23 protein-coding genes are annotated in these 22,816 nt (G+C 73.0%); 12 read left to right on the top strand and 11 right to left on the bottom strand.

All coding sequences use genetic code 11. The features are described from left to right. The first annotated feature begins 418 nt into the window (after window positions 1-418). Window positions 419-1,111: a TetR/AcrR family transcriptional regulator gene (locus AB0L89_RS36625; protein ID WP_365151378.1), complete on the top strand. Its 693-nt coding sequence runs from the start codon at window positions 419-421 to the stop codon at window positions 1,109-1,111. Window positions 1,112-1,124: 13 nt separating this feature from the next. Then, on the top strand, window positions 1,125-1,706 hold the full coding sequence (locus AB0L89_RS36620; RefSeq protein WP_365151375.1) for a DUF2867 domain-containing protein: 582 nt from the start codon (window positions 1,125-1,127) through the stop codon (window positions 1,704-1,706). Window positions 1,707-1,734: 28 nt separating this feature from the next. On the opposite strand, the gene AB0L89_RS36615 is transcribed toward AB0L89_RS36620, so the two are convergent. From AB0L89_RS36615 to AB0L89_RS36600, 4 genes are all read right to left on the bottom strand, one after another. Next, a complete protein-coding gene (locus AB0L89_RS36615) occupies window positions 1,735-2,754 on the bottom strand; it encodes a hemolysin family protein (protein WP_365151372.1) in 1,020 nt (339 codons plus the stop codon). Then, window positions 2,751-4,094: a hemolysin family protein gene (locus tag AB0L89_RS36610; RefSeq protein WP_365151369.1), complete on the bottom strand. Its 1,344-nt coding sequence runs from the start codon at window positions 4,092-4,094 to the stop codon at window positions 2,751-2,753. The genes AB0L89_RS36615 and AB0L89_RS36610 overlap by 4 nt, the downstream gene beginning before the upstream one ends. Window positions 4,095-4,266: 172 nt before the next feature. Further along, window positions 4,267-4,626, bottom strand: coding sequence for a GNAT family N-acetyltransferase (locus AB0L89_RS36605; RefSeq protein ID WP_365151367.1), 360 nt, complete (start codon window positions 4,624-4,626; stop codon window positions 4,267-4,269). Then, on the bottom strand, window positions 4,623-5,819 hold the full coding sequence (locus tag AB0L89_RS36600; protein WP_365151364.1) for an acyltransferase family protein: 1,197 nt from the start codon (window positions 5,817-5,819) through the stop codon (window positions 4,623-4,625). The genes AB0L89_RS36605 and AB0L89_RS36600 overlap by 4 nt, the downstream gene beginning before the upstream one ends. Before the next feature lie 270 nt (window positions 5,820-6,089). Between AB0L89_RS36600 and AB0L89_RS36595 the strand changes: the two genes are divergently transcribed. Next, window positions 6,090-7,076, top strand: a complete 987-nt coding sequence (locus AB0L89_RS36595) for a sporulation protein (protein ID WP_365151361.1) — start codon at window positions 6,090-6,092, stop codon at window positions 7,074-7,076. 70 nt (window positions 7,077-7,146) lie between these two features. Here AB0L89_RS36595 and AB0L89_RS36590 read toward each other — a convergent pair whose 3' ends face one another. Further along, window positions 7,147-8,472, bottom strand: coding sequence for an LCP family protein (locus AB0L89_RS36590; RefSeq protein ID WP_365151411.1), 1,326 nt, complete (start codon window positions 8,470-8,472; stop codon window positions 7,147-7,149). A 416-nt stretch (window positions 8,473-8,888) separates the two neighbouring features. Here AB0L89_RS36590 and tatA point away from each other — a divergent pair, with 416 nt between their 5' ends. The 7 genes from tatA to AB0L89_RS36555 all read left to right on the top strand — a co-directional run bounded on the left by tatA (window position 8,889) and on the right by AB0L89_RS36555 (window position 16,189). Continuing rightward, on the top strand, window positions 8,889-9,191 hold the full coding sequence (tatA, locus tag AB0L89_RS36585; protein WP_365151358.1) for a twin-arginine translocase TatA/TatE family subunit: 303 nt from the start codon (window positions 8,889-8,891) through the stop codon (window positions 9,189-9,191). 92 nt (window positions 9,192-9,283) lie between these two features. After that, window positions 9,284-10,666, top strand: a complete 1,383-nt coding sequence (gene phoA / locus AB0L89_RS36580; RefSeq protein ID WP_365151355.1) for an alkaline phosphatase — start codon at window positions 9,284-9,286, stop codon at window positions 10,664-10,666. 201 nt (window positions 10,667-10,867) lie between these two features. Further along, a complete protein-coding gene (locus AB0L89_RS36575) occupies window positions 10,868-11,935 on the top strand; it encodes an iron ABC transporter permease (RefSeq protein ID WP_365151352.1) in 1,068 nt (355 codons plus the stop codon). Continuing rightward, on the top strand, window positions 11,936-12,757 hold the full coding sequence (locus AB0L89_RS36570) for an ABC transporter ATP-binding protein (protein WP_365151349.1): 822 nt from the start codon (window positions 11,936-11,938) through the stop codon (window positions 12,755-12,757). Then, window positions 12,754-13,779, top strand: a complete 1,026-nt coding sequence (locus AB0L89_RS36565) for an ABC transporter substrate-binding protein (RefSeq protein WP_365151346.1) — start codon at window positions 12,754-12,756, stop codon at window positions 13,777-13,779. The genes AB0L89_RS36570 and AB0L89_RS36565 overlap by 4 nt, the downstream gene beginning before the upstream one ends. Window positions 13,780-13,787: 8 nt before the next feature. Then, window positions 13,788-14,960, top strand: a complete 1,173-nt coding sequence (locus tag AB0L89_RS36560) for a pyridoxal-phosphate dependent enzyme (RefSeq protein ID WP_365151343.1) — start codon at window positions 13,788-13,790, stop codon at window positions 14,958-14,960. Further along, complete coding sequence (locus tag AB0L89_RS36555) at window positions 14,957-16,189, top strand: ATP-grasp domain-containing protein (RefSeq protein ID WP_365151340.1); 1,233 nt, start codon at window positions 14,957-14,959, stop codon at window positions 16,187-16,189. Before AB0L89_RS36560 ends, AB0L89_RS36555 begins: the two co-directional genes overlap by 4 nt. Before the next feature lie 16 nt (window positions 16,190-16,205). Here AB0L89_RS36555 and AB0L89_RS36550 read toward each other — a convergent pair whose 3' ends face one another. The 6 genes from AB0L89_RS36550 to AB0L89_RS36525 all read right to left on the bottom strand — a co-directional run bounded on the left by AB0L89_RS36550 (window position 16,206) and on the right by AB0L89_RS36525 (window position 21,016). Further along, complete coding sequence (locus AB0L89_RS36550) at window positions 16,206-16,595, bottom strand: VOC family protein (RefSeq protein ID WP_365151337.1); 390 nt, start codon at window positions 16,593-16,595, stop codon at window positions 16,206-16,208. Further along, a complete protein-coding gene (locus AB0L89_RS36545) occupies window positions 16,592-17,719 on the bottom strand; it encodes a serine hydrolase domain-containing protein (RefSeq protein ID WP_365151334.1) in 1,128 nt (375 codons plus the stop codon). Before AB0L89_RS36545 ends, AB0L89_RS36550 begins: the two co-directional genes overlap by 4 nt. Beyond that, entirely contained in the window at window positions 17,716-18,657 is a 942-nt protein-coding gene (locus AB0L89_RS36540) for a hypothetical protein (protein WP_365151331.1), read from the bottom strand. Before AB0L89_RS36540 ends, AB0L89_RS36545 begins: the two co-directional genes overlap by 4 nt. Next, window positions 18,654-19,523, bottom strand: a complete 870-nt coding sequence (locus AB0L89_RS36535; protein WP_365151328.1) for a hypothetical protein — start codon at window positions 19,521-19,523, stop codon at window positions 18,654-18,656. The genes AB0L89_RS36540 and AB0L89_RS36535 overlap by 4 nt, the downstream gene beginning before the upstream one ends. After that, a complete protein-coding gene (locus AB0L89_RS36530; RefSeq protein WP_055701598.1) occupies window positions 19,520-19,702 on the bottom strand; it encodes a hypothetical protein in 183 nt (60 codons plus the stop codon). The genes AB0L89_RS36535 and AB0L89_RS36530 overlap by 4 nt, the downstream gene beginning before the upstream one ends. A gap of 246 nt (window positions 19,703-19,948) precedes the next feature. Then, window positions 19,949-21,016, bottom strand: a complete 1,068-nt coding sequence (locus AB0L89_RS36525; protein ID WP_365151324.1) for an aldo/keto reductase — start codon at window positions 21,014-21,016, stop codon at window positions 19,949-19,951. Window positions 21,017-21,147: 131 nt separating this feature from the next. Between AB0L89_RS36525 and AB0L89_RS36520 the strand changes: the two genes are divergently transcribed. Next, window positions 21,148-21,966 (top strand): helix-turn-helix transcriptional regulator, encoded by an 819-nt coding sequence (locus AB0L89_RS36520; RefSeq protein ID WP_365151321.1) that lies wholly within the window; start codon window positions 21,148-21,150, stop codon window positions 21,964-21,966. Window positions 21,967-22,202: 236 nt separating this feature from the next. Then, the gene (locus AB0L89_RS36515) at window positions 22,203-22,784 is read left to right on the top strand and encodes an RNA polymerase sigma factor (RefSeq protein ID WP_365151318.1); all 582 of its coding nucleotides are present in this window, start codon (window positions 22,203-22,205) and stop codon (window positions 22,782-22,784) included. Window positions 22,785-22,816 lie beyond the last annotated feature (32 nt).

Below are 22,816 nucleotides of genomic sequence, written 5' to 3'. Positions count from 1 at the left end.
CCATGGCGGCGCCGGTTGGGCGTCCGTGCTACCGATCAGAACGGAAGACGGCTAGCCTCGGTTCCAACGGCACAGGCGCGCGCCCCACGTGCAGCGCGCCGACTACAACTTGCCGACTCCCAGCCCTTGAGTCGCGGACACGCGCTCGACCACAGGCCCGCCGGGGCTGCACGCCGACGTCGCAGCCTCGGCCCCTGTTCTCTGCCCGTTCCGGCAGGGGGATTCCCGCGTCCCCGCCCGGCCGCAGAGGACACCCCGCGCGACGAGGCCCGAAGAGGGGAGTTGTCGCCTCTCGCGCTCTGGACGGTCGCCGCCGGACCGACCTCCGGCGGCGGTCGTCCACCCCTCGCGCCCCCCGGCCCGTTCTCCCGGTACCCCTCACTGGCACGGCACCGGAGCGTCGCAGTAACATACATACATGAATGTAGGTGCCCAGCGCGTCACCCAGGCCGAGCGCCGCGCCCGCACGCGCGACGCCCTGCTGGCCTCGGCCACCCGGGGCCTGTCCCGGTACGGCTACGGCAATCTGGCGCTCGAACAGGTCGCGCGCGAGGCCGGATACACCCGCGGGGCCCTCTACCACCAGTTCAAGGACAAGCAGGATCTGACGCTCGCGGTGATCCAGTGGGTCGGCGAGACCTGGGCGCGCGAGGTGGAGCCGCTCATCGAGCGCGAGCCCGAAGCGGTCCCGGCCCTGCTCGCCCTGGCGCGCGGCCACGCCCTCTACTGCCGGCGCAACGGCGCGCGCGTGGCGACCGCGCTGCGGCTGGAGTTCAGCGGACAGGACCACCCCGTCGGGCATGAGATCGAGCGAGCGTACGAACTTCTCGTCACGCGCTGCGAACGGCTCATCGGCGCCGGCCGCGCGGCGGGCACGATCCCGCAGGGGCCGCCGGTCCGCACCCTCGCGCTCGCGTTCGTCGGCGCGCTCGACGGCACCGTGACCGCCCTGGCGGGACAGGAGCCGCACGACGAGTGGCTCACCGTCCGCGCCGTCACGGGCGTCCTCGGCCTCGCCCCCTCCGCGTACCCCGGGCCCGCGGACGCCCCCTCCCCCGCCTCCCCCTCTTCTCCCGCCACAAGTAGTCCCTCTGGTCCCGCACACGACTGACGGAGGTCCACGCATGAGGCTCCCGAACACCGCGCACACCTCGCGGCCCTGGCGGATACACGAGATCACCCCGGACTTCCGCCTCTACGACGTGTGGGCGCTGCCGACACCGGGCGGGCCCGACGACTTCCCGCTCCTGATCGAGGACACGGCCGGCGGCGACACCTCCCGCTCCCCGTCCTGGATCGCCCGCACCCTCTTCTCGATCCGCTGGAAGCTGGGGAGGCTGCTCGGCTGGGACGATCCCGACGCGGGCGTCGGCCGCCGTGTCCCCACGCTGCGCGACCGGCTCCCCGCCGATCTGCGCGAGGGCCCGCGGGGCCCGGAGTTCCCCACGCTGCCGTTCACGTCGGTCTACCGCACGGACGACGAGTGGGCCTCGGAGATGGCCAACCGCACCGTGCACGGCGTGATGCACATGAGCTGGGTCCCCGACGGCAAGGGGGGATACCGCGGGCAGATGGCCGTCCTGGTGAAGCCGAACGGCCTCTTCGGCAAGGCGTACATGGCCGCGATCGGCCCCTTCCGCCATCTGCTCGTGTACCCGCCGCTGATGCGGGAGATCAGCCGGACCTGGCAGGCGCACGCGCGCTAGGTCCGGCCCCGGCTCCCGCGCGGCCCGGTCAGGCCGCCTGCGCGTGCGTCAGGCGGGCCAGCAGGTCGTCGAGCGTGACCATGCCGGTGAGCCGGCCGTCCCCGTCGCGGACGACGGCGAGCGAGGCCCGGCGTTCGCGCAGCTGCTCGATGGCGTGGCCGACCGTGTCCCGCGCGGCCAGCTCCGGCACCGGGCGGGCCAGGTCGCGCGCGGTGGCCGTCCGGCCCCGGGCACGGGCGATCAGCGCGTCGCGCGCGTGCACGGAGCCCGCGACCACCGTGCCGTCGAACACGAGCAGGCGGCTGCGGTCGTGCGCGGCGGCCGTGGCGAGGACGTCGTCGATGCCCGCCTGCGCCCGCACGGAGGTGATCGTCTCGGCGGGCGTCTGGAGGTCGCCGACCGGGGTGTACGGCTCGGTGAGGGAGTTGGTGATCAGCTCCGAGTCGGCCTCGCTGATCAGGCCGAGCCGCTCGGACTCCTCGACGAGATGGGTCAGTTGCTCGCGGTTGTGCACTGAGGCCAGCTCGTCGCGCGGGGTGACCCTGCACAGCCGTACCAGCGCGTTGCTGACCTTGTTCAGGAGCAGGATCAGCGGGCGCACGACCTTCACCACCGCGCGGAAGGGCGGGGCGAGCAGCATCGCCGAGCGCTCCGGGTGGGCGATGGCCCAGGACTTGGGGGCCATCTCGCCGACGACCATGTGCAGGAACACCACGACGATCATCGCGAGGGCGAAGGAGACGCCGTAGCTGACGCCGCTGGGCAGGCCCAGCTCGTGCAGCAGCGGGTCGAGTTCGTGCGAGATCGCGGGCTTGGACAGCGAGCCGAGGCCCAGGGTGCAGACGGTGATGCCGAGCTGGGCGCCCGCGAGCATCAGGGACAGCTCCCGCATGCCGGAGAGCGCGGCCTTGGCGCCGCGCTGTCCGTCGGCCGCCGCCTTCTCCATGCGGTGGCGTTTGGCGGCGACGAGCGCGAACTCGGCGGCCACGAAGAAGCCGCTGCCGATCAGCAGCAGGACGGTGACGAAGAGGGCCATGGGGAAGCTCATGCGTGCGGCTCCTCCGCGTCGTGCGCCACGGCCCCTGCGATGCGCTCGACGCGCACCCGCTCGGCGACGTGACGGTCCAGTGTGCGTACGTCGATGAGCGCGCCGCTGCCGTCGGCCAGTTCGACGGTGACGCGGTCGCCGACCGAGGGGAAGCGGCCGAGCCGGTCGACGATCAGGCCCGAGACGGTGTCGTAGTCGTCCTCCTCGGGCAGCTCGATGCCGGTGGCCTCGGCCACCTCGTCCAGGCGGCGCCCGGCGTCCACCAGCCAGCCGCGGCCGTCGGGGACGGCGAGCTCGACGACGGTGTCGCTCTCGTCGGCGATGTCACCGACGAGTTCCTCGGCGATGTCCTCGTACGTGACGATGCCCGCCACGCCGCCGTGCTCGTCGAGGACGACGGCGAACTCGTCGTCGCGCTCCCGCATCTGCCGCACGGCGTCGGGCAGTTCGAGGGTGTCGGGCAGGAGCAGCGGGGGTCTGGCGACCGTGCCCGCGGGGGTGCCGGACAGGCGGTCGGCGGGCAGCCGGGTCAGCTCGCGCACGCCGAGGACGCCGCCGACGTCGTCGGGATGGTCGCCGAGGACGGGGTAGTTGGAGTGGCCGTGCTTGGCGATCAGCTCGATCGCGTCGGCCGCGCTGGCTTCCTTGCGGACGAAGACGGCGTCCGCGCGGGGCACCATCACCTCGTCCAGGGTGCGCTCGGAGAACTCCAGGGCGTGGTCGAGGAGCGCGGCGGTGTCCTTGGGGAGCTCGCCCTGCTCGTGGGACTCGCCGATGAGGTGGCCGAGCTCCTCCAGGGTCGCGCCGTGGTGCAGCTCCTCGACCGGCTCGATGCCGACGCGCCGCAGCAGCCGGTTGGCGGCGCTGTCGAAGATCCGTACGACCGGTCCGACCACCTTCAGATACGCGAGGGTGGAGGCGGCCAGCGACTTGGCGAGGCGCTCGGGCACGGCCAGGGCGAGGTTCTTCGGCGCGAGCTCGCCGAGGACCATCTGGACGACGGTGGCGAGCACGAAGGCGAGCACCACGGAGATGCCGCCGACGGCACCCTCGGGCACGCCCATGCCGGTCAGGGCGGGCCTGAGCAGCGCGGACACCGACGGCTCGGCGATGAAGCCGACGACCAGGCCGGTGACGGTGATGCCGAGCTGGGCGCCCGACAGCATGAAGGACAGCCGCCCCAGCACCTTCAGGGCGCGGGCGGCCCGCTTGTCGCCCGCCTCGGCCTCGCGGGCCAGGGCGAGGCGGTCCGCGGAGACGTACGCGAATTCCTGGGCGACGAAGTAGCCGGTGCCCGCCGTGAGGACGAAGACGGCGAGCAGTCCCAGTGCGGCACTCATCGAACACCACCCCGCCGCGTGCCGCGATCAGTCCGGCTGATCAAGATCTGGCGGGATGGTCGGGGACTGTGCCCCGGTGGGTCCGTCGGTCTGGCGGACAAGGTGCTGCTCCTCAGGGTGGGTGTGTCAGGACAACGGTCTGGGCGGGGCTGGAGTTCCCCGTCCTCACAGGTCAGCGCACCATGTGCGGACAGCGCACGCCACTGGGCGGGAACGGGACGTCCGTCTCCTCGGCCATCGCGGCGAAGAAGCGCCTCCCCTGGGCGGACTGCCGCGAGGTGGACCAGGTGTAGCCGGGGCACGGCGCGAGGACGGTGTGCAGGGCGTGGCGCGCCAGGCCCTGCCCCTGCCAGTGGGCGGCGACGGCGATGTCGCCGATGTGGCCGAGGCGGCAGTCGTGGCAGACCTGGTAGGCGAGCCGTCCCACCGCCCGGTCGGCGGAGTCCAGTATCAGGACGGCCCGGTGGCCCGCGGGCGGCGTCTCGGCGACGCACGCGAAGTGGACGGCGGGCGACCGGGCCGGGCGGCTCACTCGGGTCTGCCCGCGCGCCCGGCGCCCTTGGCGAGGGCGGCCGCGTCCCGTTTGAACGCCCACTCCATCCGCGGCTCCATCGCGAACCGGAAGGCCCGCTGCACGGGCGGCGTACAGAGCAGGGTGATCACGGTTCCCGCGATCAGGGTCACGGTGATCTCGCCCAGCGGCCGGTGCAGCCAGTCGGCCTCGTACCAGTCCCAGAACCGGGAGCCCTTGGCGAGGAAGCCGTGCAGCAGGTAGCCGTAGAGCGTCCCGGCGCCCAGCGCCGTGAACCACAGCCTGCGGCCCGGCACCCAGGCGAAGAAGCAGGCGACGAGCACCATCGAGCAGCCGAACATGGCGAGCGTCATGACGCCGCCCGCCCAGCCGGGCGCGGCCAGCTCCTGGGCGCTGTCGCGGCGGTAGAACCAGGCCGCGTTCATCCGCGGGGCCGCCCAGTACGCGAAGACCAGCGCCGCCGCGAACACGGGCAGGGCCAGGATCCGGGCCTCCTTGCGCCGCACCAGCTGGAAGTGGGCGGGCTTCAGGACGAGCCCGAGGACGAAGAAGGGCAGGAACTGCAGGACGCGCTGGAGGTCGAGGTCGTCGCCGATGTCCGGGGAGACGGAGGCGAGGACGGCGATGGCGAGCGCGATCGGAAGCGGCCACCGCACGACCTTCCACAGCGGGGTCGTCAGCCGCCAGATGAACAGCGCCACCAGGAACCACGTCAGGTACCAGGGATCGAGCAGGCTGATGGGGTACGTCGGGTCGTCGCCCGCCCACCGTTTGAAGAACGTGTACGCGACCTCGAAGATCACGTACGGCACGGCGACCCCCGTGACCAGGCGCTTGAGGCGGCCGGGGCTCGCGTCGAAACTCCGCGAGAAGTAGCCGGAGATGACGATGAACGCCGGCATGTGGAACGTATAGACGGTGATGTACAGCGCGGCCGCGGCCCGGCTGTCGCCGCGCAGGGGTTCCCACGCGTGTCCCATCGCCACCAGGACGATCGCCAGGTACTTGGCGTTGTCGAAGAACGCGTCCCGGCCCTTGGCCGGGGGTGCGGCCCGCGCCGCGCCGCCCGGGGCCGCCGCGCGGCCCCCGTGGGCCTTCGCGGCCCTTTCCGGCTCCTTCTCCGCGGCGGAGAGGGGCCGTTGGGGCGGAAGCGGCAGGGCGTGACGTCCGGTCGACCGGACGGTTTCGCTCACGATGCCTCCCACAGGGAACCTCGGCCCGCGAGATCACGTCTTACCGGAAATGTGGGTGTCGCGTCGTCGCAGAACATCGCGAGCACACTAGCCACACTTCTACAGTCGCGTAAAACCCCACTGGTAGTGAGCCTTCCCATAGGACACCGGCGCACCCTCGGCACCCCTATGCTTCTACTCGCCTGTAGAGGAAGTGAGGGCGGTCACGCCCGTCCCTCGCGCTCACACGTACATCCACGTGCATCACGTACATAAGGAGTGAACGCCACGATGGTGTTCAAACGGCTGCTCGGCTCGCTCGGGGTGGGCGGTCCCACGGTGGACACGGTCCTCGACCCGGGCGGCGCCCTGTCGGGCCAGGTCCACCTCCAGGGCGGCAGCGCCGACGTCGACATCGAGCACATCGGCCTCGAACTGCTCGCCAGGGTCGAGGCCGAGCACGAGGGCGGGGAGAGCGAAGGCGCCGTCGCCTTCGAACGGTTCACCGTGGGCGGCGGGTTCCGCCTGGCCGAGGGCGAGCGGCGCAGCGTCCCGTTCAGCGTGACCCTGCCCTGGGAGACCCCGGTCACCGAGCTGTACGGCCAGCCGCTCGGCATCGTGCTCGGCGTGCGGACCGAGCTCGCGGTGGCGGGCGCCAAGGACAAGGGCGACCTGGACCCGCTGACCGTGCGCCCGCTGCCGGTGCAGGAGGCGGTCCTTGAGGCGCTCGGACAGCTGGACTTCGGCTTCCGCTCCGCCGACCTGGAGCTGGGCCGCATCGGCGGGACCGGGCAGCAGCTCCCCTTCTACCAGGAGATCGAGCTCACCCCGGCGCCGCGGTACGCCCACGCCGTCAACGAGATCGAGCTGACGTTCCTCGCCCATCCGGGCGGCATGGAGGTCGTCCTGGAGGCCGACAAGCGCGGCGGCTTCCTCTCCGAGGGCCACGACGCGGTCACCCGCTTCTCCGTCGGCCACGACGGGGTCGGGCACCAGGACTGGAACGCGCTGGTCGACGGCTGGGTCCAGCAGCTGGTGGAGCACCGCGCGGCCTACGGCACGCACGCCTCGTACGGCCATCACGACCCCTACGCGGGCGGCCACGGCCACGACGACCACCACGGCCACCACCGCTCGGGCCCCGGCGTGGGCACGGCGGTCGCCGCGGGCGCGGCCGGTCTCGCCGTCGGCGTCGTCGGGGGCATGGTCGCGGCCGAGGTGGTCGACGAGGTGGGCGACTTCTTCGAGGGGGACGAGGAGGAGGACGCGGAGGAGTAGCCTCCACCGCCCTCCGCGGGGTCCGTGGCTCTTCGTGGCCGCGGACCCGTCGGCGCGCCGCGGCCCCGCGTCAGCGGATCCCCTCGAAGTCCTTGCCCACGACCAGCGTCACCGTGCCGCTCACCGCCCCGGCGTCCGGTTTCGCCCGGACACCCGGCAGGCGGGAGGCGAGCGCCTTGCCCTGGCGGTCCTGGCCCTGCGCGTACGTGACCCCGGTGTCGCGCGAGCCACCCCGCACGTTGTCCGTGCCCACGACGGTGTAGCCCTCGGCGCGCAGTTCCTCGGCGACGGCGGCGGCCCGCCCGGTCTCGCCGGAGCCGTTGAGGACCTGGACGCGTACGCGTGAGGCGTACACCGGGTCCTTGCCGCTCGCCTTCAGCTCGTCCTTGTCGACCTCCTTGTCCCTGGCCAGGGAGTCGAAGAGCCGGGCGGCCTGCGGGAACTGCCAGACCACGTTGGCCTTGTCGGTGGGGACGTCGGCCTCGCGCGGGTAGTTCGGCACGGTCAGGAAGGAGAGCCGGTCGCCCGGGATCCCCTTGACCTCGGAGGCGAGGTCGTACACCGGCTTGATGCCGGCGAGGTCGTCGTCGGTCGTCAGCGACTTGGTGGCCGACTGGAGGAAGCCGTAGAGCGCCTTGGGACTGGTGAGCTTGGACTGCGCCTTCGCCACCAGGGCCTCCATGAACTCCTGCTGGCGGCCGATGCGTCCGAGGTCGGAGCCGTCGCCGACGCTGTAGCGGGTGCGTACGTAGCCGAGCGCCTTCTCGCCCTTGACCGTCTGGCACCCGGCCGCCATGTCGAGGTGGGCCTTCTTGTCGTGGATCGCGGTCTTCGGGCAGACCTCGATGCCGCCCAGCGCGTCGACCATGCCCTTGAACCCCTGGAAGTCGACGGACATGAAGTGGTCGATGCGCAGGCCGGTGTTCGCCTCGATCGTTCTTATGGTGCAGGCCGCCGCCCCGGCGACGTCACCGCTGGTGCCGCCGATCGCGAACGCTTCGTTGATCTTGAAGTGGTGGGCGGTCGACTTGCTGCCGTCCCCCTTGTCGCAGGCCGGGATCTCCACCCGGGAGTCCCGCGGGAAGGACACGATCGAGGCCCACTTCCGGTCGGCGGCGACGTGCATCACCATCAGCGTGTCCGACTGCATCGTCGTCAGGCCCTTGCCGTACTCGGCGTTGGCGCCGTCGCGGCTGTCCGAGCCGACGACGAGGATGTTCTTGGAGCCGGGACTGAGGTTGTCGGGGCGGTCACCGCCCAGCTTGCCGTCGACGTCCGCCCCGTGGATGTTGCCGTCGAGGTCGGTGTATATCCAGGCGCCGACCCCGGCGACCGCGAGGATCAGCACCGAGAACGTCCCCGCGATCCAGAGCAGGACCCTGCCCCGCCGGGTCAGCCGGGTCGTCCTGCCGCCGCCCGGGGCGCGCCGCCGCTTTCCTTTGCCGCTCACCGGCGCTCACTCCTCCGCCCGCATGGTCGTGCAGTCCGTCCGTAGGGTCACGAATGCGGGAACTCTACAGTGCTGTAGAAGTTGCCGGACCGCCGCCGACCCGACTCCGAGAACAAGGTCATGACCGCATTCGTCGCACTGTAGACGCTCGGATCCGGCCCGGAGGGCGAAAGCCGGACGGAGGGTACGACATCCAAACAACTCGCTTCCCTGCGTGGCCGGTTCGGCACCGTACGCAGCCATGACGGACCCCCGCGGGCCTCTACAGTGCTGTAGATTCCTCGCGGGTCCGCGCCGCGGGCCGCAGCGGCACCCCCGGCTCGCGCCGCACCCGGCCCGACCACGACACAGACAGGACCGAAGTGTTCGGACTGAGCGAGATCGCGATCATCCTCATCGTCGTCATCGTCGTCTTCGGCGCCAAGAAGCTCCCCGAACTGGCCCGTTCCGCGGGCAAGTCGGCGCGCATACTGAAGGCCGAGGCCAAGGCCATGAAGAAGGCGGACCCGGCGGCCGACCCGGACGGGCGGACGGCGTCCCCGGGCACCGAGGGGCGCGTCGTCGAGGGCAGGGTCGTGCAGGGCGGGGCCGCGCAGGGCAGCGCCGCCGACGCCCGCTCGACCGCACCGGACGACCCGACCGGCTGGCCTCCCCCGCGTCACTGAAGTGCCGACGGCAGGACGCCTCCGGTTCATGTGGCACTGGTGAGGTGATCGACAAGTCACGAACTCACCTGAACTCAGTCGAGGAGTCACCAATGTCCCGAGCGCGCCGTTCGCGCCGTACCCTCATCGTCGCCGCGTCCGTGGTCGCCGCCGGCGCCACCGCCGCCGTGGCCGTCACCGCCACGGCCGGCGCCTCCGACACCAAGGAGCGGGCCGAGCGGGCGATCAAGGGCGGGAAGGCGAAGAACGTCATCCTGCTGATAGGCGACGGCATGGGCGACTCGGAGATCACCCTCGCCCGCGACTACACGGTCGGTGCCAACGGCCGCCTGAACATGGACAAGTTCCCGCTGACCGGCTCGTACACCACCTACGCGGTGCACGCCGACGGCACGCCGGACTACGTCACCGACTCGGCGGCCAGCGGCAGCGGCTGGGCGACCGGCGTGAAGACCGTCAACGGCCGGATCTCCAAGACGCCGGACACCGACAAGGCCGTGCCCACGCTCCTCGAACTGGCCCAGAAGAAGGGGTACGCGACCGGTTCGGTGACCACCGCCGAACTCACCGACGCCACCCCGGCCGTGCTCGCCTCGCACGCCACCGACCGCAGCTGCCAGGGCCCGGCCGACATGGCCAAGTGCCCGACGGACACCATCGCCAAGGGCGGCCCCGGCTCGATCGCCGAGCAGAGCGTCAACCACAAGGTCGACGTCCTCCTCGGCGGCGGCAAGCAGCGCTTCGACCAGAAGGTCACCGACGGCAAGTACAAGGGCCTGACCGTCACCGAGCAGGCCCGGAAGCTCGGCTACCAGGTCGTCACCGACGACAAGGAGCTGGCGAAGGTCAAGTCCGTCAAGAACGGCAAGCCCGTCCTCGGCCTCTTCGCCCCGGGCAACGTCCCCGTCGAGTGGACCGGCAAGGCCGCGGCCAAGGGCGGCACCGACCCGCAGCGCTGCACCACCTCCAACCCGGGCCGTCCCGCGGGCACCCCCGCCCTCGACGACCAGGCGACCAAGGCCATCAAGCTCCTCGAGGCCAAGCAGAAGGCCGGCAAGAGCAAGCAGGGCTTCTTCCTCCAGGTCGAGGGCGCCTCGATCGACAAGCAGGACCACGCCGCCGACCCGTGCGGCCAGATCGGCGAGACCGCCGCCTTCGACCGCGCCGTGAAGGTCGCCCGCGACTACGCCGCCAAGCACCCCGACACCCTGGTCGTCACCACCGCCGACCACGCGCACACCAGCCAGATCGTGCCGCTGGAGGCCACCCCGCCCGGCCTGTCCTCGACGCTCGTCACCGACGAGGGCCAGCAGCTGAAGGTCAACTACTCGACCAACACGCCCGGCAAGTCCCAGGAGCACACCGGCACCCAGGTCCGCATCGCGGCGCAGGGCCCGCAGGCGTACCGCGTGCTCGGCGTGACCAACCAGACCGACCTGTTCACGACCGTCCGTGAGGCGCTGCGCCTGCGCTGACGGCACGTACGTCCCCATGACGGCGGGCGGTGCACGGCCTTGAGGGGCCGTCACCGCCCGCCGTCCGTCGTACTCCCCGCGACCCTCCTGTCCACGCCGCGCGAACTCGGCGGGAACCAGGCCGGATCGGCGTCCGACTAGTGGTCGGCGGGTGGTGATCGGCACGGCCCGCGCCACCTTCCGTACGGATGAGGGGATGTCATGACCGAGGCCGTTTCCGCGACCGGGTCCGTGGGTCGCGGCCGGCTGCCCGTCACACTCGGCGCGCTCGCCGTGGCGCTGGTGGTCTCCGTCCTGGCGGGCATCGCGCTCGGGCCGACCGTCGTGCCGCCGGCCGACGTCGTGCGGTTCGTGTCCGCGGCCCTCACCGGAGGCACCATCGGCGCGGACGAGGTGACGGGATACTCCATCGTCTGGCACGTGCGCACCCCTCGGGTACTGCTCGCCGCGGTCGTGGGCGCCGGCCTCTCCGTGGTCGGGGTCGCCGTCCAGGCGCTGGTGCGCAACTCCCTCGCGGACCCCTTCGTGCTGGGCATCTCCTCGGGCGCCTCCGTGGGGGCCACCGCGGTCGTGGTGTTCGGGCTCTTCGCCGGGCTCGGGGTCTACGCCCTGTCGGCCGCCGCGTTCCTCGGCGCGCTCGGTGCCACGGTGCTCGTGTACCTCGCCGCGCGCGGTCCGCTGGGGCTGACGCCGCTGCGGCTCGTGCTGACCGGGGTGGCGCTCGCGTACGGATTCCAGGCGCTGATGAGCGTCCTGGTGTTCCTCTCCCCGAACGGGCAGGCCGCACGGACGGTGCTGTTCTGGCTGCTCGGCAGCCTGGGGTCGGCGTCCTGGGCGTCCCTGCCGCTGGTCACGGCGGCCGTCGCGACCGCCGTCGTCGTGCTGCTGCGGCACAGCAGGGCGCTGGACGTGCTGGCGCTCGGCGACGAGACCGCGGCCGGCCTGGGTGTGGCGGCGCACACGCTGCGGCGCGGGCTCTTCGTGCTCACCGCCGCGGTCACCGGGCTGATCGTCGCGGTCAGCGGGGCGATCGGCTTCGTCGGTCTCGTCCTGCCCCATGCGGTGCGGATCTGGGTCGGCGCCACGCACCGGCGGGTGCTCGCCGTGGCGCCGCTCGCCGGGGCCTGCTTCATGGTCTGGGTCGACCTGGTGGCCCGGACCGCCTTCGCGCCCGAGGAACTGCCCCTCGGAGTGATCACGGCGCTGATCGGCGTCCCGGTGTTCCTCACCCTGATGCGCCGCCGCGGCCACCTCTTCGGGGGCCGCTAGATGCTCCTCTCCCTCCGTGACCTGACGGTCGAGGCCGCCGGGCGCGCCCTCGTCGACCGGCTTGCCCTCGACGTGGCGACCGGCTCGGTCGTCGGGCTCGTCGGACCGAACGGCAGCGGCAAGTCGACCGCCCTGCGCTGCGTCTACCGCGCGCTGCGGCCCACGTCCGGTGCCGTGCTGCTCGACGGCGCCGACCTGGCGTCGCTGAAGCCGCGCGACAGCGCCCGCTCGATCGCCGCGCTGACCCAGGAGAGCAGTATCGAACTCGACTTCACCGTGGCGGAGTTGGTCGCGCTCGGCCGCACTCCGCACGCGCCCGGCAACCGCCCGCTGACCGCCCGCGAGCGGGAGCTGTGCCACCGGGCGATGGAGCGTCTGGACGTCGGCCGTCTCGCGGACCGCGGGGTGCTCACGCTGTCCGGCGGGGAGCGCCAGCGCGTGCTGGTCGCGCGGGCGCTCGTGCAGGAGCCCCGTCTCCTGGTCCTCGACGAACCCACCAACCACCTCGACGTACGGCACCAGGTGGGGCTGCTGTCCTTCCTGCGCGGCTCCGGGCCGACCGTGCTCACGGCGCTGCACGACCTCAACCTGGCGGCCCAGGCCTGCGACCGGATCGCCGTGCTCGACTCCGGCCGCCTGGTCGCCGCCGGCGCGCCCGGGGACGTCCTCACGCCGGAGCTGGTCCGGAAGGTGTTCGGCGTCGAGGTGTCGGTCGTGCCCCACCCGCGCTCCGGGATCCCCCAACTGCTCTACGACCTCGGGCCGGCGTCCGCCGAAGCCCCCACGTCCGCCGACGCCTCCCCGGAAGGACCCCTCTCGTGATCAGCCCCTCGTGCCCCCGCGGCCCCTCGCTGCCCCGCCGCCTCGCCGCGGGGCTGCTCGCCACCGGGCTCCTGCTGGCCACCGGCTGCGGCGCCGAGGTCGAACGGGCGGCGGGCGGCGGGGCCGCCACCGTGACGGTCTCCAACTGCGGCAAGGACGTCACGTACACCCGCCCGAAACGCCCGGTGGCCTACGACGTCAGCGGCGCGGAGAAGATGTTCGCGCTCGGGCTCGCCGACCGGATGCGGGGATACGTGATGAACGAACTCGGCGACCCCGCCGTCAAGGGCTCGCCCTGGCGCGAGAAGTACGGAGAGGTCGAGCGTCTCGGCTCCGAGCGCATCACCCGTGAGATCGTCGTCGACGCGAAGGCGGACTGGGTGCTGGCCGGCTGGAACTCCGGCTTCAGCGAGGAACGCGGCATCACCCCGGCCCTGTTGGACGAGGTCGGCACGGCCAGCTATGTGCACACCGAGACCTGCTGGGACTACGGCGACAAGGCCGTCGACGTGCCGCCGCTGCGGGCGCTCTACACCGATCTCACCGACCTGGGCCGGATCTTCGGCGTCGAGAAGCGGGCGCAGAAGCTCGTTGGCGGCCTCAAGAAGCGGATCGCCGCGCTGAAGAGGACCTGGCCCGACAAGGGCGCCCCGGCCAGGGTGTTCGTCTACGACTCGGGCACCGACCAGCCGTTCACCGCGGGCCGCCACGCGGCGCCGAACGACATCATCGCCGCGGCCGGCGGCACCAACGTCTTCGGGAAGCTCGACAAGGGCTGGACGACGGTGGGCTGGGAGCCGGTCGTCGAGGCCCGGCCCGAGGTCGTCGTGATCGTGGACTACGCCGACCGGCCCGCCAAGGAGAAGATCGCCTACCTCAAGTCGCTCCCCCGCCTGAAGTCGGCGCCCGCCGTACGGAACAACCGTTTCCTCGTGCTGTCCTACGGCGACGTGGTCAGCGGCCCGCGCAACGTCACGGGCGCCGAGAAGCTCGGCCGCTACCTGCGCTCGATCGGGCGGTGACGGCCGCCGTGACCTCGACCCCCGCCACGCGCCCCGCCCCCGCCGGACGGCTCGCCGCCGCCCCGGTCCACGACCACATCACCGACGCGATCAAGGCCCCGGACCTGCTGCGGCTCTCCGGCAACGTCGTGCTCGCCCGCTTCGAGACCCTGAAGGTGTACGCGGCCCTCGGCGCGGTCCGCACGCTGCTGGAGCGCGGGACGGTACGGCCCGGCCAGACCCTCGTCGACAGCTCCAGCGGCATCTACGCGCTCGCGCTGGCCCTGGCCTGTCACCGCTACGGCCTGCGCTGCCACATCGTCGCCTCGACCACCGTCGACGCCACGATGCGCGCCCAACTGGAGATCCTGGGCGCCACCGTGGACCAGATGCCGCCCTCGGAGGACCTCGCGCTCGACCAGGAGGGCCGGGTCCGCCGGGTCCGCCGACTGCTGGCGGAGCGGCCCGGCATGCACTGGATGCGCCAGTACCACGACGCCGTCCACTACACCGGCTACCGCGAGTTCGCCGCCCTCGTCGACGGCGCGCTGCCCGGCGTACCGCTGACCGTGGTGGGCGCCGTGGGCACCGGATCCTCCAGCGGCGGCCTCGTCCAGGCGCTGCGCGGGCGCGGCCGCTCGGTGCGCCTGCTCGGCGTGCAGCCCTTCGGCAGCGTCACCTTCGGCAGCGAGGGCTTCAGCGACCCCGAGGCGCTCATCGCCGGGATCGGCAGCTCGATCCCGTTCGACAACGTCCGGCACGACCTCTACGACACCCTCCACTGGCTCGACTTCCGCCACGCCATGGCGGGCGCGGTCGGCCTGCTGCGCGAGCACGCCGTGTTCGCGGGTCTGTCCACCGGCGCTGCCCACCTCGTCGCGGGCTGGGAGGCCGCGCGCGACCCCGGCCGCACGCACCTGGTCATCGGCGCCGACACCGGGCACCGCTACACCGACCGCGTCTTCGCCCGCCACCACGAGGCGCTCGACCCGCGCGCCCTGAAGCCGCACGAGATCACCGCCCTCGCCGACCTCGCCCCGCCCTGGTCGGCCATGGAGTGGCAGCGGCGGCGCTACGACGTACGCCGCCGCCCCGCCGTGCCCGCGCAACCCGCCCCCGAGCACGACGCACAGCCCACCGCCCCGCGCCCAGAAGCCACCGCTCCGCCCGGAGCCCGCACCCACGAGGACCGGACACCGTGACCATCGCCGCCCTGGAAGCCCTCACCTTCGGCCTGGGCCGTCTGGTCGACGCGGCAGGCCACGCCGGGCACCGGCTGTGCCTGCTCACCGGCGACCGTGACGTCTACCGCCACGAACTCGACCAACTGCCGCCCGACGCCCTCGACATCGTCGACATCGACACCACGGACGACACCGCCTGCGCCACCGCGCTCGCCGCCCTGCCCGACCTGCGCGGGCTGATCAACTCGACCGACACCTGGAGTGTCCCCGGCGCCGAGCTGGCCGCGGGGCTCGGCCTGCCCGGACCCGATCCGGACGCGGTGCGGGTGCTGCGCGACAAGAGCCGGGTGCGCGCCCTGCTGCACGAGCGGGGCCTGAGCCGCAGCCGTGCCCTCGCGGTGCCCGCCGATCCGTCCTCCGCCGCCGAGATCCTCCGCGAGATCGGTCTGCCCGCCGTCCTGAAGGACTCCGCGGGCACCTCGTCGCGCAACGTCTGGCCGGTGCGCGACAGGCGGCAGCTGCACACGGCACTCGCCGAAGCGGCCCGACGCCCCTTCAGCGGGCGGCTGTTCGCCGAGCGGTTCTTCTCCGGTCCCGTCTACAGCGCGGAGGCCCTCAGCTGGGACGGCGAGACCCGGCTGCTCGGTGTCCTCAGCCGCCAGCTCTCCCCCGAGCCCTCCGTCCGCGAGGAGGCGGCGGCCTTCCCCGTCGCCCTCTCCGCCCCCGAGCTCGACGGCATCGAGGAGTGGGTGGGGCGTGTCCTGGACACCGCGGGCCACGACCGCGGCTTCACCCATGTGGAGTACGTGGTGACCTGTGAGGGACCGGAGCTGGTCGAGATCAACCGCCGTATCGGCGGCGCGCTCGTCGGCGAGGCCCTGTGCCGGTCGCTGTGCGCGAACGTGTACGACGCGATGGTCGAGGTGGCCCTCGGCCGGCGCCCCGCGCTGCTCGACGCGGTCCCCGACGGCCCGGCCCGCGGGCCCGCCACCGGCTTCGTGCTCGTCTACGCCGACCGCGTGGGCACCCTCACCGGCTGGTCCGGCCTGGAGGGACTGCCCGCCTTCCCCGGCGCGCCCGAGTGGTACCCCACCGCGGTGCCGGGGCGGCGCGTGGAGCACCTGGGCGACCAGCGCGGCTGCACCGGCATCGTGCTGGCCGAGGCCGACACCGCGGAACTGGCCCTGCACCGGGCGCTCAGCGTCGCCGGCAGCATCCGCCCGGTGGTCGAGGCCGACGCCATCTGACGCGAGTCCGCGCGGTCTACGGCGTCCGCACGATCTGGATGAGGTTGCCGCAGGTGTCGTCCAGGACCGCGACGGTGACCTCGCCCATCTCCAGCGGGGCCTGGGGGAACTCCACGCCGAGCCCGCGCAGCCGCTCGTACTCCGCCCGCACGTCGTCCACGGCGAAGGAGGCGGCCGGGATGCCGTCCTGGACCAGCGCCGTCTTGTAGGGCGGCACCGCGGGGTGGCCGGAGGGCTCCAGGAGCAGCTCGGTCCCCTCGGGGTCCTCCGGCGAGACCACCGTCAGCCAGCGGGCCCCGCCGCCCAGCGGGACGTCGTGCTTCTTCACGAAGCCCAGGACGTCGGTGTAGAAGGCCAGGGCCTTCGTCTGGTCGTCGACGAAGACGGAGGTGACGTAGATCCTCATGAGGTGCCTCTCTGCTCGGCGCGGGCGAGGGACCAGAGCCCGAGATACGCGCGCTGGATGAAGCCGCCGGTGAGGCCGGGGGCCGTGTTGGCCAGCGCCGCCACGGCCACGTCCGTCTGCGGGCTGAAGCCCGCGAACGTGGTGAAGCCGCGGGTGCCGCCGGAGTGGTGGTAGAGGTCGCGGCCGGGGCGGGGCCGGATGTTCCAGATCAGGGCGATGCGCCGGCCGGTACGCGGCAGGGCGAGGCGGGGCACGGTGACGTCGGCGAGCGCGGCGCGCAGCGTGCGGGGGACGGCGGGCGGCGCTGCGGCGGGGTCGAGGAGGGCGTCGAGGGCGGTGAGCAGGTCGCGGGCGCTGGAGCGGCACAGGCCCGCGCCGGGCATCGCGGGCATCTGCCAGGCGGGACGGACCCTGCCGTGCCAGTGGCCGGTGGCCTGGGGCAGGTCCGTGGCGCAGCCGGTCCGGGTCAGGCCGAGCGGTTCGAGTACGCGGTCGGCGAGCAGCCCGGCGTAGGCCCCGCCGCCCGGCCCGCCGGTGTCCCACCGGCCGTGGGCGGCGCGGGTCAGCAGGTCGGCGAGGAGTCCGACGCCGAAGTTGGAGTAGCGCACGCGGGTGCCGGGGGCAGCGCGGGGGCGGGCGCGGGCGAGGGCGCGCCGGAAGTCGTCGGCGGTGAAGTCGGCGTACGGGTTGCTGAACCAGGCGGGGGCGCCGCGGCGCAGGAAGCCGGGCGGGAGCCGGGGCAGGCCCGAGGTGTGGGTGGCGAGGTGGAGGAGGGTGATCGCCTCGCCGTCCAGGTAGGGGACGGCGGTGCGGGGCAGGAAGCGGCCGACGGGGTCGTCGTAGGCGACTTCGCCGCGCGCGACCATGTCCGCGAGGAGCAGCGCGGTGAACGTCTTGGTGAGGGAGCCGATCTCGAAGCGGGTGTCGGGGTCGGCGGGCGTGCCGCCGCACCGGGCCGTGTCGCCGGTGACGAGCAGGGCGTGGACGGGGCCGCGCCGGACGGCGAGGGCGACCGTGGTGGCTCGGGGGGCCGCGTCGCGCAGGGCGGTGAGGAGGTCGGCCGCCCATGCGGGCGGGTCCGCTCCCCCGGCCGCCGTGCCGTGACCGTGCCCGGACGGGCTCACGGCCGCTCCGCGCTTCCCGGAGTGCTTCCCAGGGTGCGGGAGACCGCGAGGGTGCCGGCGATGGCGGCGACCACGGCGGTGTGGTGGTGGTCGGTGAAGCGCCGCTCCGGGTCGTCGGGGACGGGTTCGCCGTCGCGGGGCACCAGGCCGTCCGGGTGCTGGGCCCGTGCGAGGCGCGCCCAGTCGGCGGCCTCGCAGTGCGGCTCCGGCAGGCAGCAGCCGACGATCATCAGCTCGGCGACCAGGTCCCACTGCTCGACCTCGGCCCAGATGTCGATCCACACGGGCAGCCAGGCGCTCACGTAGGCGGCGAGGTCGTCGGGCAGGCCGGTGGGCCGGGCGCCCCAGTCGGTGAGGTGGAAGACGGTGTGGGTGACGCAGTAGCCGGTCATCCAGTCGATGAGCCAGGGCTCGGGGGTGGCGCCGAGCCAGGTGGCGGCGGCGAGCGCCGGCCAGTCGTAGCCGCGGCCGTCCCGGTCGAGGCCGACGACGCGGGCCGCGTTGGCGACGGCGAGCCGCCGGTTGGGCAGCACCTCGGCGCCGCGTACGGAGCGCAGCGCGCTGGTGTGGGCGAGGAGCTGCTCCAGGCGCGGGTGCCGCAGTCCGCCCCGGGCGAAGGGGGCGTACGTCTCCAGCGGGTCGGTCATCATCGAGTACCGCAGCAGCCGTTCGTAGAGCATGTCGCCGTCGCCGAGCTGGCGCCAGCAGAAGCCCATCAGCTCGCGGGCCAGGCGCAGCTCGGCGCCGCCGGCCACGGACTCGCGCAGGACGAGCGAGGCGGCGAGCGCGCTCTCCCCCAGCGGTTTGTACACGCTGTCGGGGTCGGCGAGTTCGGCGGTGGTGTCGGCGGGCAGGGCGCCGAGGTCGCGGTGCGTGTGGAGCCAGGTCAGGGCGCGCGAGCCCACCTCGTGCGCGGTCCGTGTCACGGACTCCGTCATGCGTTCTCCACTCCCAGTAGTCGCCCGGCGATGGCGACGTCGAGGGCGAGCCGGGGGCCGCCGCCGTACAGCCGGAGGTGTTCGACCAGTGGCACCGGGTCGAGCGGCAGGGGGCGGCCCTCGGCGCCGAGCAGGGCGAGCCAGCGCGCGATGCGCGCGGCGGTGGGGTAGTCGCGGCGCAGCACGGCGCGGGTGGCGCCCCGGGCGAGGGCCAGGGGGGCGGCGCGGGCCGCGGCGTGCACGGGGCCGTCGAGTCCGGGCAGCGCGAGCGGGGAGAGCTGCCCCATGCGGACGGACCAGGCCTGCCAGGGGGTGCCGGGGGCGGCGGGTTCGTCGGCGGGGCGGTCGGCGGCGGATTCGGCGGTACGGCTGCCGGGGTCCTCGGTGACGGCACGGCTGCCGGGGCCGGCGGCGGCGCTCGTGGCGTCCGGTTCCAGCTCCGGGGCGCCCGCGGGCCGCTGTGCGAGCGCGCCGCTCGGGCCCAGGTCGGCCAGGGCGTCGTCCGTACCGGCGAACCGGGTGAGCAGCGTCGTCGTGGCCCAGTCGCGCCAGGCGACGAGCCAGGGCTCGGCGGGTCCGGCGGGGGGTGGGGCGGGCGGGTCGGCCGGGGGCGGGAACACCGCGAAGGACTGGGCGACGGCCGCCGCGTCCTGGGGGTGGAACACCGCGTCACCCAGGAGATACGGGGCGAAGGCGTCGGCCCCGACGACACGGATGGCCGCCAGCGCCGCGTGCGGGTCGTCCGCCCGCTCGGCGTGTGCGGCGATCATGGCGATGCCCCCGATGCCGCGGAGGGCATCGAGGGCACGAAGAGCCAGGTCAGCCGCCGACGCGGCGCACGCGGCCTGCGACCGATCAGGACTCACTTGTCCTTCGGCTCCTTCGGCTCCTTCGGCGAGATCAGCGCCAGGAGCAGCAGGAATCCCGCCGCTTCCGGTGCGTACACAGGCGCGTCGCTCAGGACCGCCTCTGGTTCCACCATGGTCGCGCCGAGCACCGTGGTGTCCGCCGGAGAGACGAGAAGCGGTGTGTGCTGAGCAAGCATGAGAGCCTCCTCCTCTTGGACGTCGCCACCCTCTTCAGTGACGCGCATCACGGCCCAGTTTAGGGCGTTTTGTCCTGTTTGTCCGTTCGACTGGGAGGGCAGCTCCTCGACCACGAGCAGGAAGGCGCCGGCCGACCACGGAGGGACGGGGGCGAGCGGCCGCTGACCCACGGCGCGGCCGCCCAGACCTCCCCCACACATCCGGAATGCCTCAACTCACTTACCAGGCAGGGCAGTTGCCCTGCATCACCGGGGTCGCGCCTCGACCTTCATGTCACCGTGGACGAGGGTGCGAGACCTGGCACTGGCGAGCAGGTCGTGCGGGAAGCCGAGTTCGACCGCGCTGACCTCGTCGAGCCGGGCCAGTTGGGCGTCGGTGAAGTCGACGTCCAGGGCGCCCAGGTTGTCCTCCAGCTGTGCCGGGGTGCGCGCGCCGATGACCGGCGCCGTCACGCCCGGGTTCCGCAGGGTCCAGGCGAGCGCGACCTGGGCGGGGGTGCGGCCCAGCTCCGCGGCGACCTCCGTCACGACGTCCACGACGGCGAAACCGCGCTCGGTCAGCGCGCCGCCCGCGAGGGTGACGCTCCTGCGGGTGCCGTCGCCGGACGCGCCGTCCGGCGCGGCCAGGTCCTCGCGACGGTACTTGCCGGTGAGTACCCCGCCGGCGAGCGGCGACCACGGGGTCACCCCCAGCCCCATCTCCCGTGCCATGGGGATCAGATCACGCTCCCCGGTGCGCTCGATCAGGTTGTACTCGATCTGGAGCGCGACCAGCGGCGACCAGCCGCGCAGATCGGCGATCGCCTGCATCCGCGACACCTGCCAGGCCGGGGAGTTGGAGATCCCGACGTACAGCACCTTGCCCTGCCGGACCAGGTCGTCCATGCCGCGCAGGATCTCCTCGACCGGTGCCGTGAAGTCCCCCATGTGCAGCTGGAGCAGGTCGAGGTAATCCGTGTTCAGCCGACGCAGACTGGCTTCCACCGACGCGAACATGTTCTTGCGGTGGCTGCCCCCGGAATTCGGGTCGCCGGGCCGGCGCAGCGTCGAGTACTTCGTCGCCAGCACCAGGCTCTCGCGGTTGCCGCGGGTGAACTCGCCGAGGAAGCGCTCGGAGCTGCCGCCGGTATAGGTGTCGGCGGTGTCGATGAAGTTGCCGCCGCGCGCCACGTAGAGATCGAACAGTTTGCGCGCCTCGTCCCGCTCGGCGCCCCAGCCCCATTCGGTGCCGAAGGTCGCCGCGCCGAGCGCCAGGGGTGAGACCCGCAGCCCCGAGCGGCCCAGCAGCCGGTAGGTGTCAAGGGTGAGCGACATCGTGCCTCCTGTGCATACGTTCCGTTGCCGCACACGACTCTGCGCCGGTCGCGGGCCGGGGATAAGGGAGAGGTCGTCCTGGGAACAGCGGTCCCACCCTGGCTGTTGGGCCGGACATGACGACCCGCACCATGGACGCGACACAGGAACTGGCCACGTTCCTGCGGACCCGCCGCGAACGACTGGACCCGCACGACGTCGGCCTGCCGGCGCGCCGACGGGTCCGGCGGACCCCGGGACTGCGCCGCGAAGAGGTGGCCGAGCTGGCCGGGATCAGCGTCGACTACGTCGTACGCCTGGAACAGGGCCGTGGCCTGCGGCCCTCTGCCGACGTGGTGGAGGCGCTGGCGGGGGCGCTGCGGCTGGCCCCCGCCGAACGCGCCTACCTGTTCGACCTGGCCCGGCAGCGCCCCCGCACCTCCGACGAGCCCGCCGTCACCGCGGCGCCGCAGCTGGCACGGCTGGTCACCGACCTGTCCCCGCTGCCCGCCATGCTCCTGAACCACCGCTACGACATCCTCGCCTGGAACGACGGGATGGCGCGGCTGCTCCTGGACTTCGACACCCTGCCGCCGCGGCAGCGCAACGCGATGTGGCTGTGCCTGATGCATCCGGGGATGCGTGCGTTCTACGTCGACCGTGCACAGGTCGTCCGCGAAGGGATCGCCCACCTGCGCGCCGCGTGGGCCGCGCATCCGGAGGATCGGGTGCTGTCCGGCCTCATCGCCGAATGCGCCGCGGCGGACGCGGAGTTCGCGCGGCTGTGGGCCGAGCAGGACGTCAAGGTCAACGGCCGCGGACGCAAGACGATGCGGCACCCCGACGTCGGGGTGGTCACGGTGGACTTCGAAGTACTGATGCCCCTTCAGGACCGGGACCACCGCTTGGTGATCCACCGCGCCGCGGACGAGGCGAGCCGGGCGGCTCTGGACCGGTTGTCGGCGCGGTGACGCGGTGGTGCCGGGGCGGATCCGCACGGCGGTGAATCCTTTCCGGGCCCGCCCACCTCTTATCCCCGTACCGGCCGAAGGGGCCGGTGGAACCGGGAGGAGACACCCATGATGGTCACCGGCCTCGTCGTGATCGGAGCCCTGCTCGTGGGCGCGTGCAGCCTGCACCTGACGCGCCGCTACAAGAGCCGGCGTTGACCGGTGCGTACCGGGCGTCTCTCGAGGAGGGGCAGCGCATGAACCCACACGGCCCCTGGCCGGACGAGCGGCTGATCAGGGCGGCCCAGGACGGCGACGTCACGTCGCTCACCACCGTCGTCATGAGATCGCAGCCCCATGTGCGCAAGTTCGCCCTGTCGCTGTGCGCCTCACCGCAGGACGCGGAGGACGCGGCGCAGGAGGCGCTGATCATCCTCTACCGGAAGATCGGCACCTTGCGGGCCACCGGTGCGCTTGCCTCATGGATGTTCCGGATCGTGCGCAACGAATGCCTGCGGCAGGTACGCCTGCTCGTCTCGCGGAGCGACGACGCGCCGGCCGGACCGGAGGCGTCCCCGCAACCCTCCACCGAGGACGCGGTGCTGCACGGACTGGAGATGGAGCGGATCGTGGCCGCGGTCTGCGCCCTGCCCTGTGACCAGCGACAGGTCCTGGTCATGCGGGACGTACAGGGCCTGCCCGGCAGGACCGTGGCCCACGCGCTCGGCCTGAGCAACGCCGCCATGAAGTCGCGGCTGCACCGAGCGCGTGCGGCGGTGCGTGACGCGCTGACCGCGACCGAACGAACCGTCGACCAGCCCGTCGGAGGAGACGCATGACCGTGAAGCCTGTGACGCCAGTGCAGCCTGTA

Source organism: Streptomyces sp. NPDC052114 (assembly GCF_040680155.1).
In the GTDB taxonomy this organism is placed as follows: Bacteria; Actinomycetota; Actinomycetes; order Streptomycetales; family Streptomycetaceae; genus Streptomyces.
This window is presented reverse-complemented; position numbering and strand designations above follow the sequence as displayed.

Excerpts from the sequence above, each read along its gene's own strand:
- AB0L89_RS36625 (WP_365151378.1), top strand. The coding sequence starts at position 419 with ATGAATGTAGGTGCCCAGCGCGTCACCCAGGCCGAGCGCCGCGCCCGC.
- AB0L89_RS36620 (WP_365151375.1), top strand. The coding sequence starts at position 1,125 with ATGAGGCTCCCGAACACCGCGCACACCTCGCGGCCCTGGCGGATACAC.
- AB0L89_RS36615 (WP_365151372.1), bottom strand. The coding sequence starts at position 2,754 with ATGAGCTTCCCCATGGCCCTCTTCGTCACCGTCCTGCTGCTGATCGGC.
- AB0L89_RS36610 (WP_365151369.1), bottom strand. The coding sequence starts at position 4,094 with ATGAGTGCCGCACTGGGACTGCTCGCCGTCTTCGTCCTCACGGCGGGC.
- AB0L89_RS36595 (WP_365151361.1), top strand. The coding sequence starts at position 6,090 with ATGGTGTTCAAACGGCTGCTCGGCTCGCTCGGGGTGGGCGGTCCCACG.
- phoA (WP_365151355.1), top strand. The coding sequence starts at position 9,284 with ATGTCCCGAGCGCGCCGTTCGCGCCGTACCCTCATCGTCGCCGCGTCC.
- AB0L89_RS36575 (WP_365151352.1), top strand. The coding sequence starts at position 10,868 with ATGACCGAGGCCGTTTCCGCGACCGGGTCCGTGGGTCGCGGCCGGCTG.
- AB0L89_RS36570 (WP_365151349.1), top strand. The coding sequence starts at position 11,936 with ATGCTCCTCTCCCTCCGTGACCTGACGGTCGAGGCCGCCGGGCGCGCC.
- AB0L89_RS36550 (WP_365151337.1), bottom strand. The coding sequence starts at position 16,595 with ATGAGGATCTACGTCACCTCCGTCTTCGTCGACGACCAGACGAAGGCC.
- AB0L89_RS36540 (WP_365151331.1), bottom strand. The coding sequence starts at position 18,657 with ATGACGGAGTCCGTGACACGGACCGCGCACGAGGTGGGCTCGCGCGCC.
- AB0L89_RS36530 (WP_055701598.1), bottom strand. The coding sequence starts at position 19,702 with ATGCTTGCTCAGCACACACCGCTTCTCGTCTCTCCGGCGGACACCACG.
- AB0L89_RS36525 (WP_365151324.1), bottom strand. The coding sequence starts at position 21,016 with ATGTCGCTCACCCTTGACACCTACCGGCTGCTGGGCCGCTCGGGGCTG.
- AB0L89_RS36520 (WP_365151321.1), top strand. The coding sequence starts at position 21,148 with ATGGACGCGACACAGGAACTGGCCACGTTCCTGCGGACCCGCCGCGAA.
- AB0L89_RS36515 (WP_365151318.1), top strand. The coding sequence starts at position 22,203 with ATGAACCCACACGGCCCCTGGCCGGACGAGCGGCTGATCAGGGCGGCC.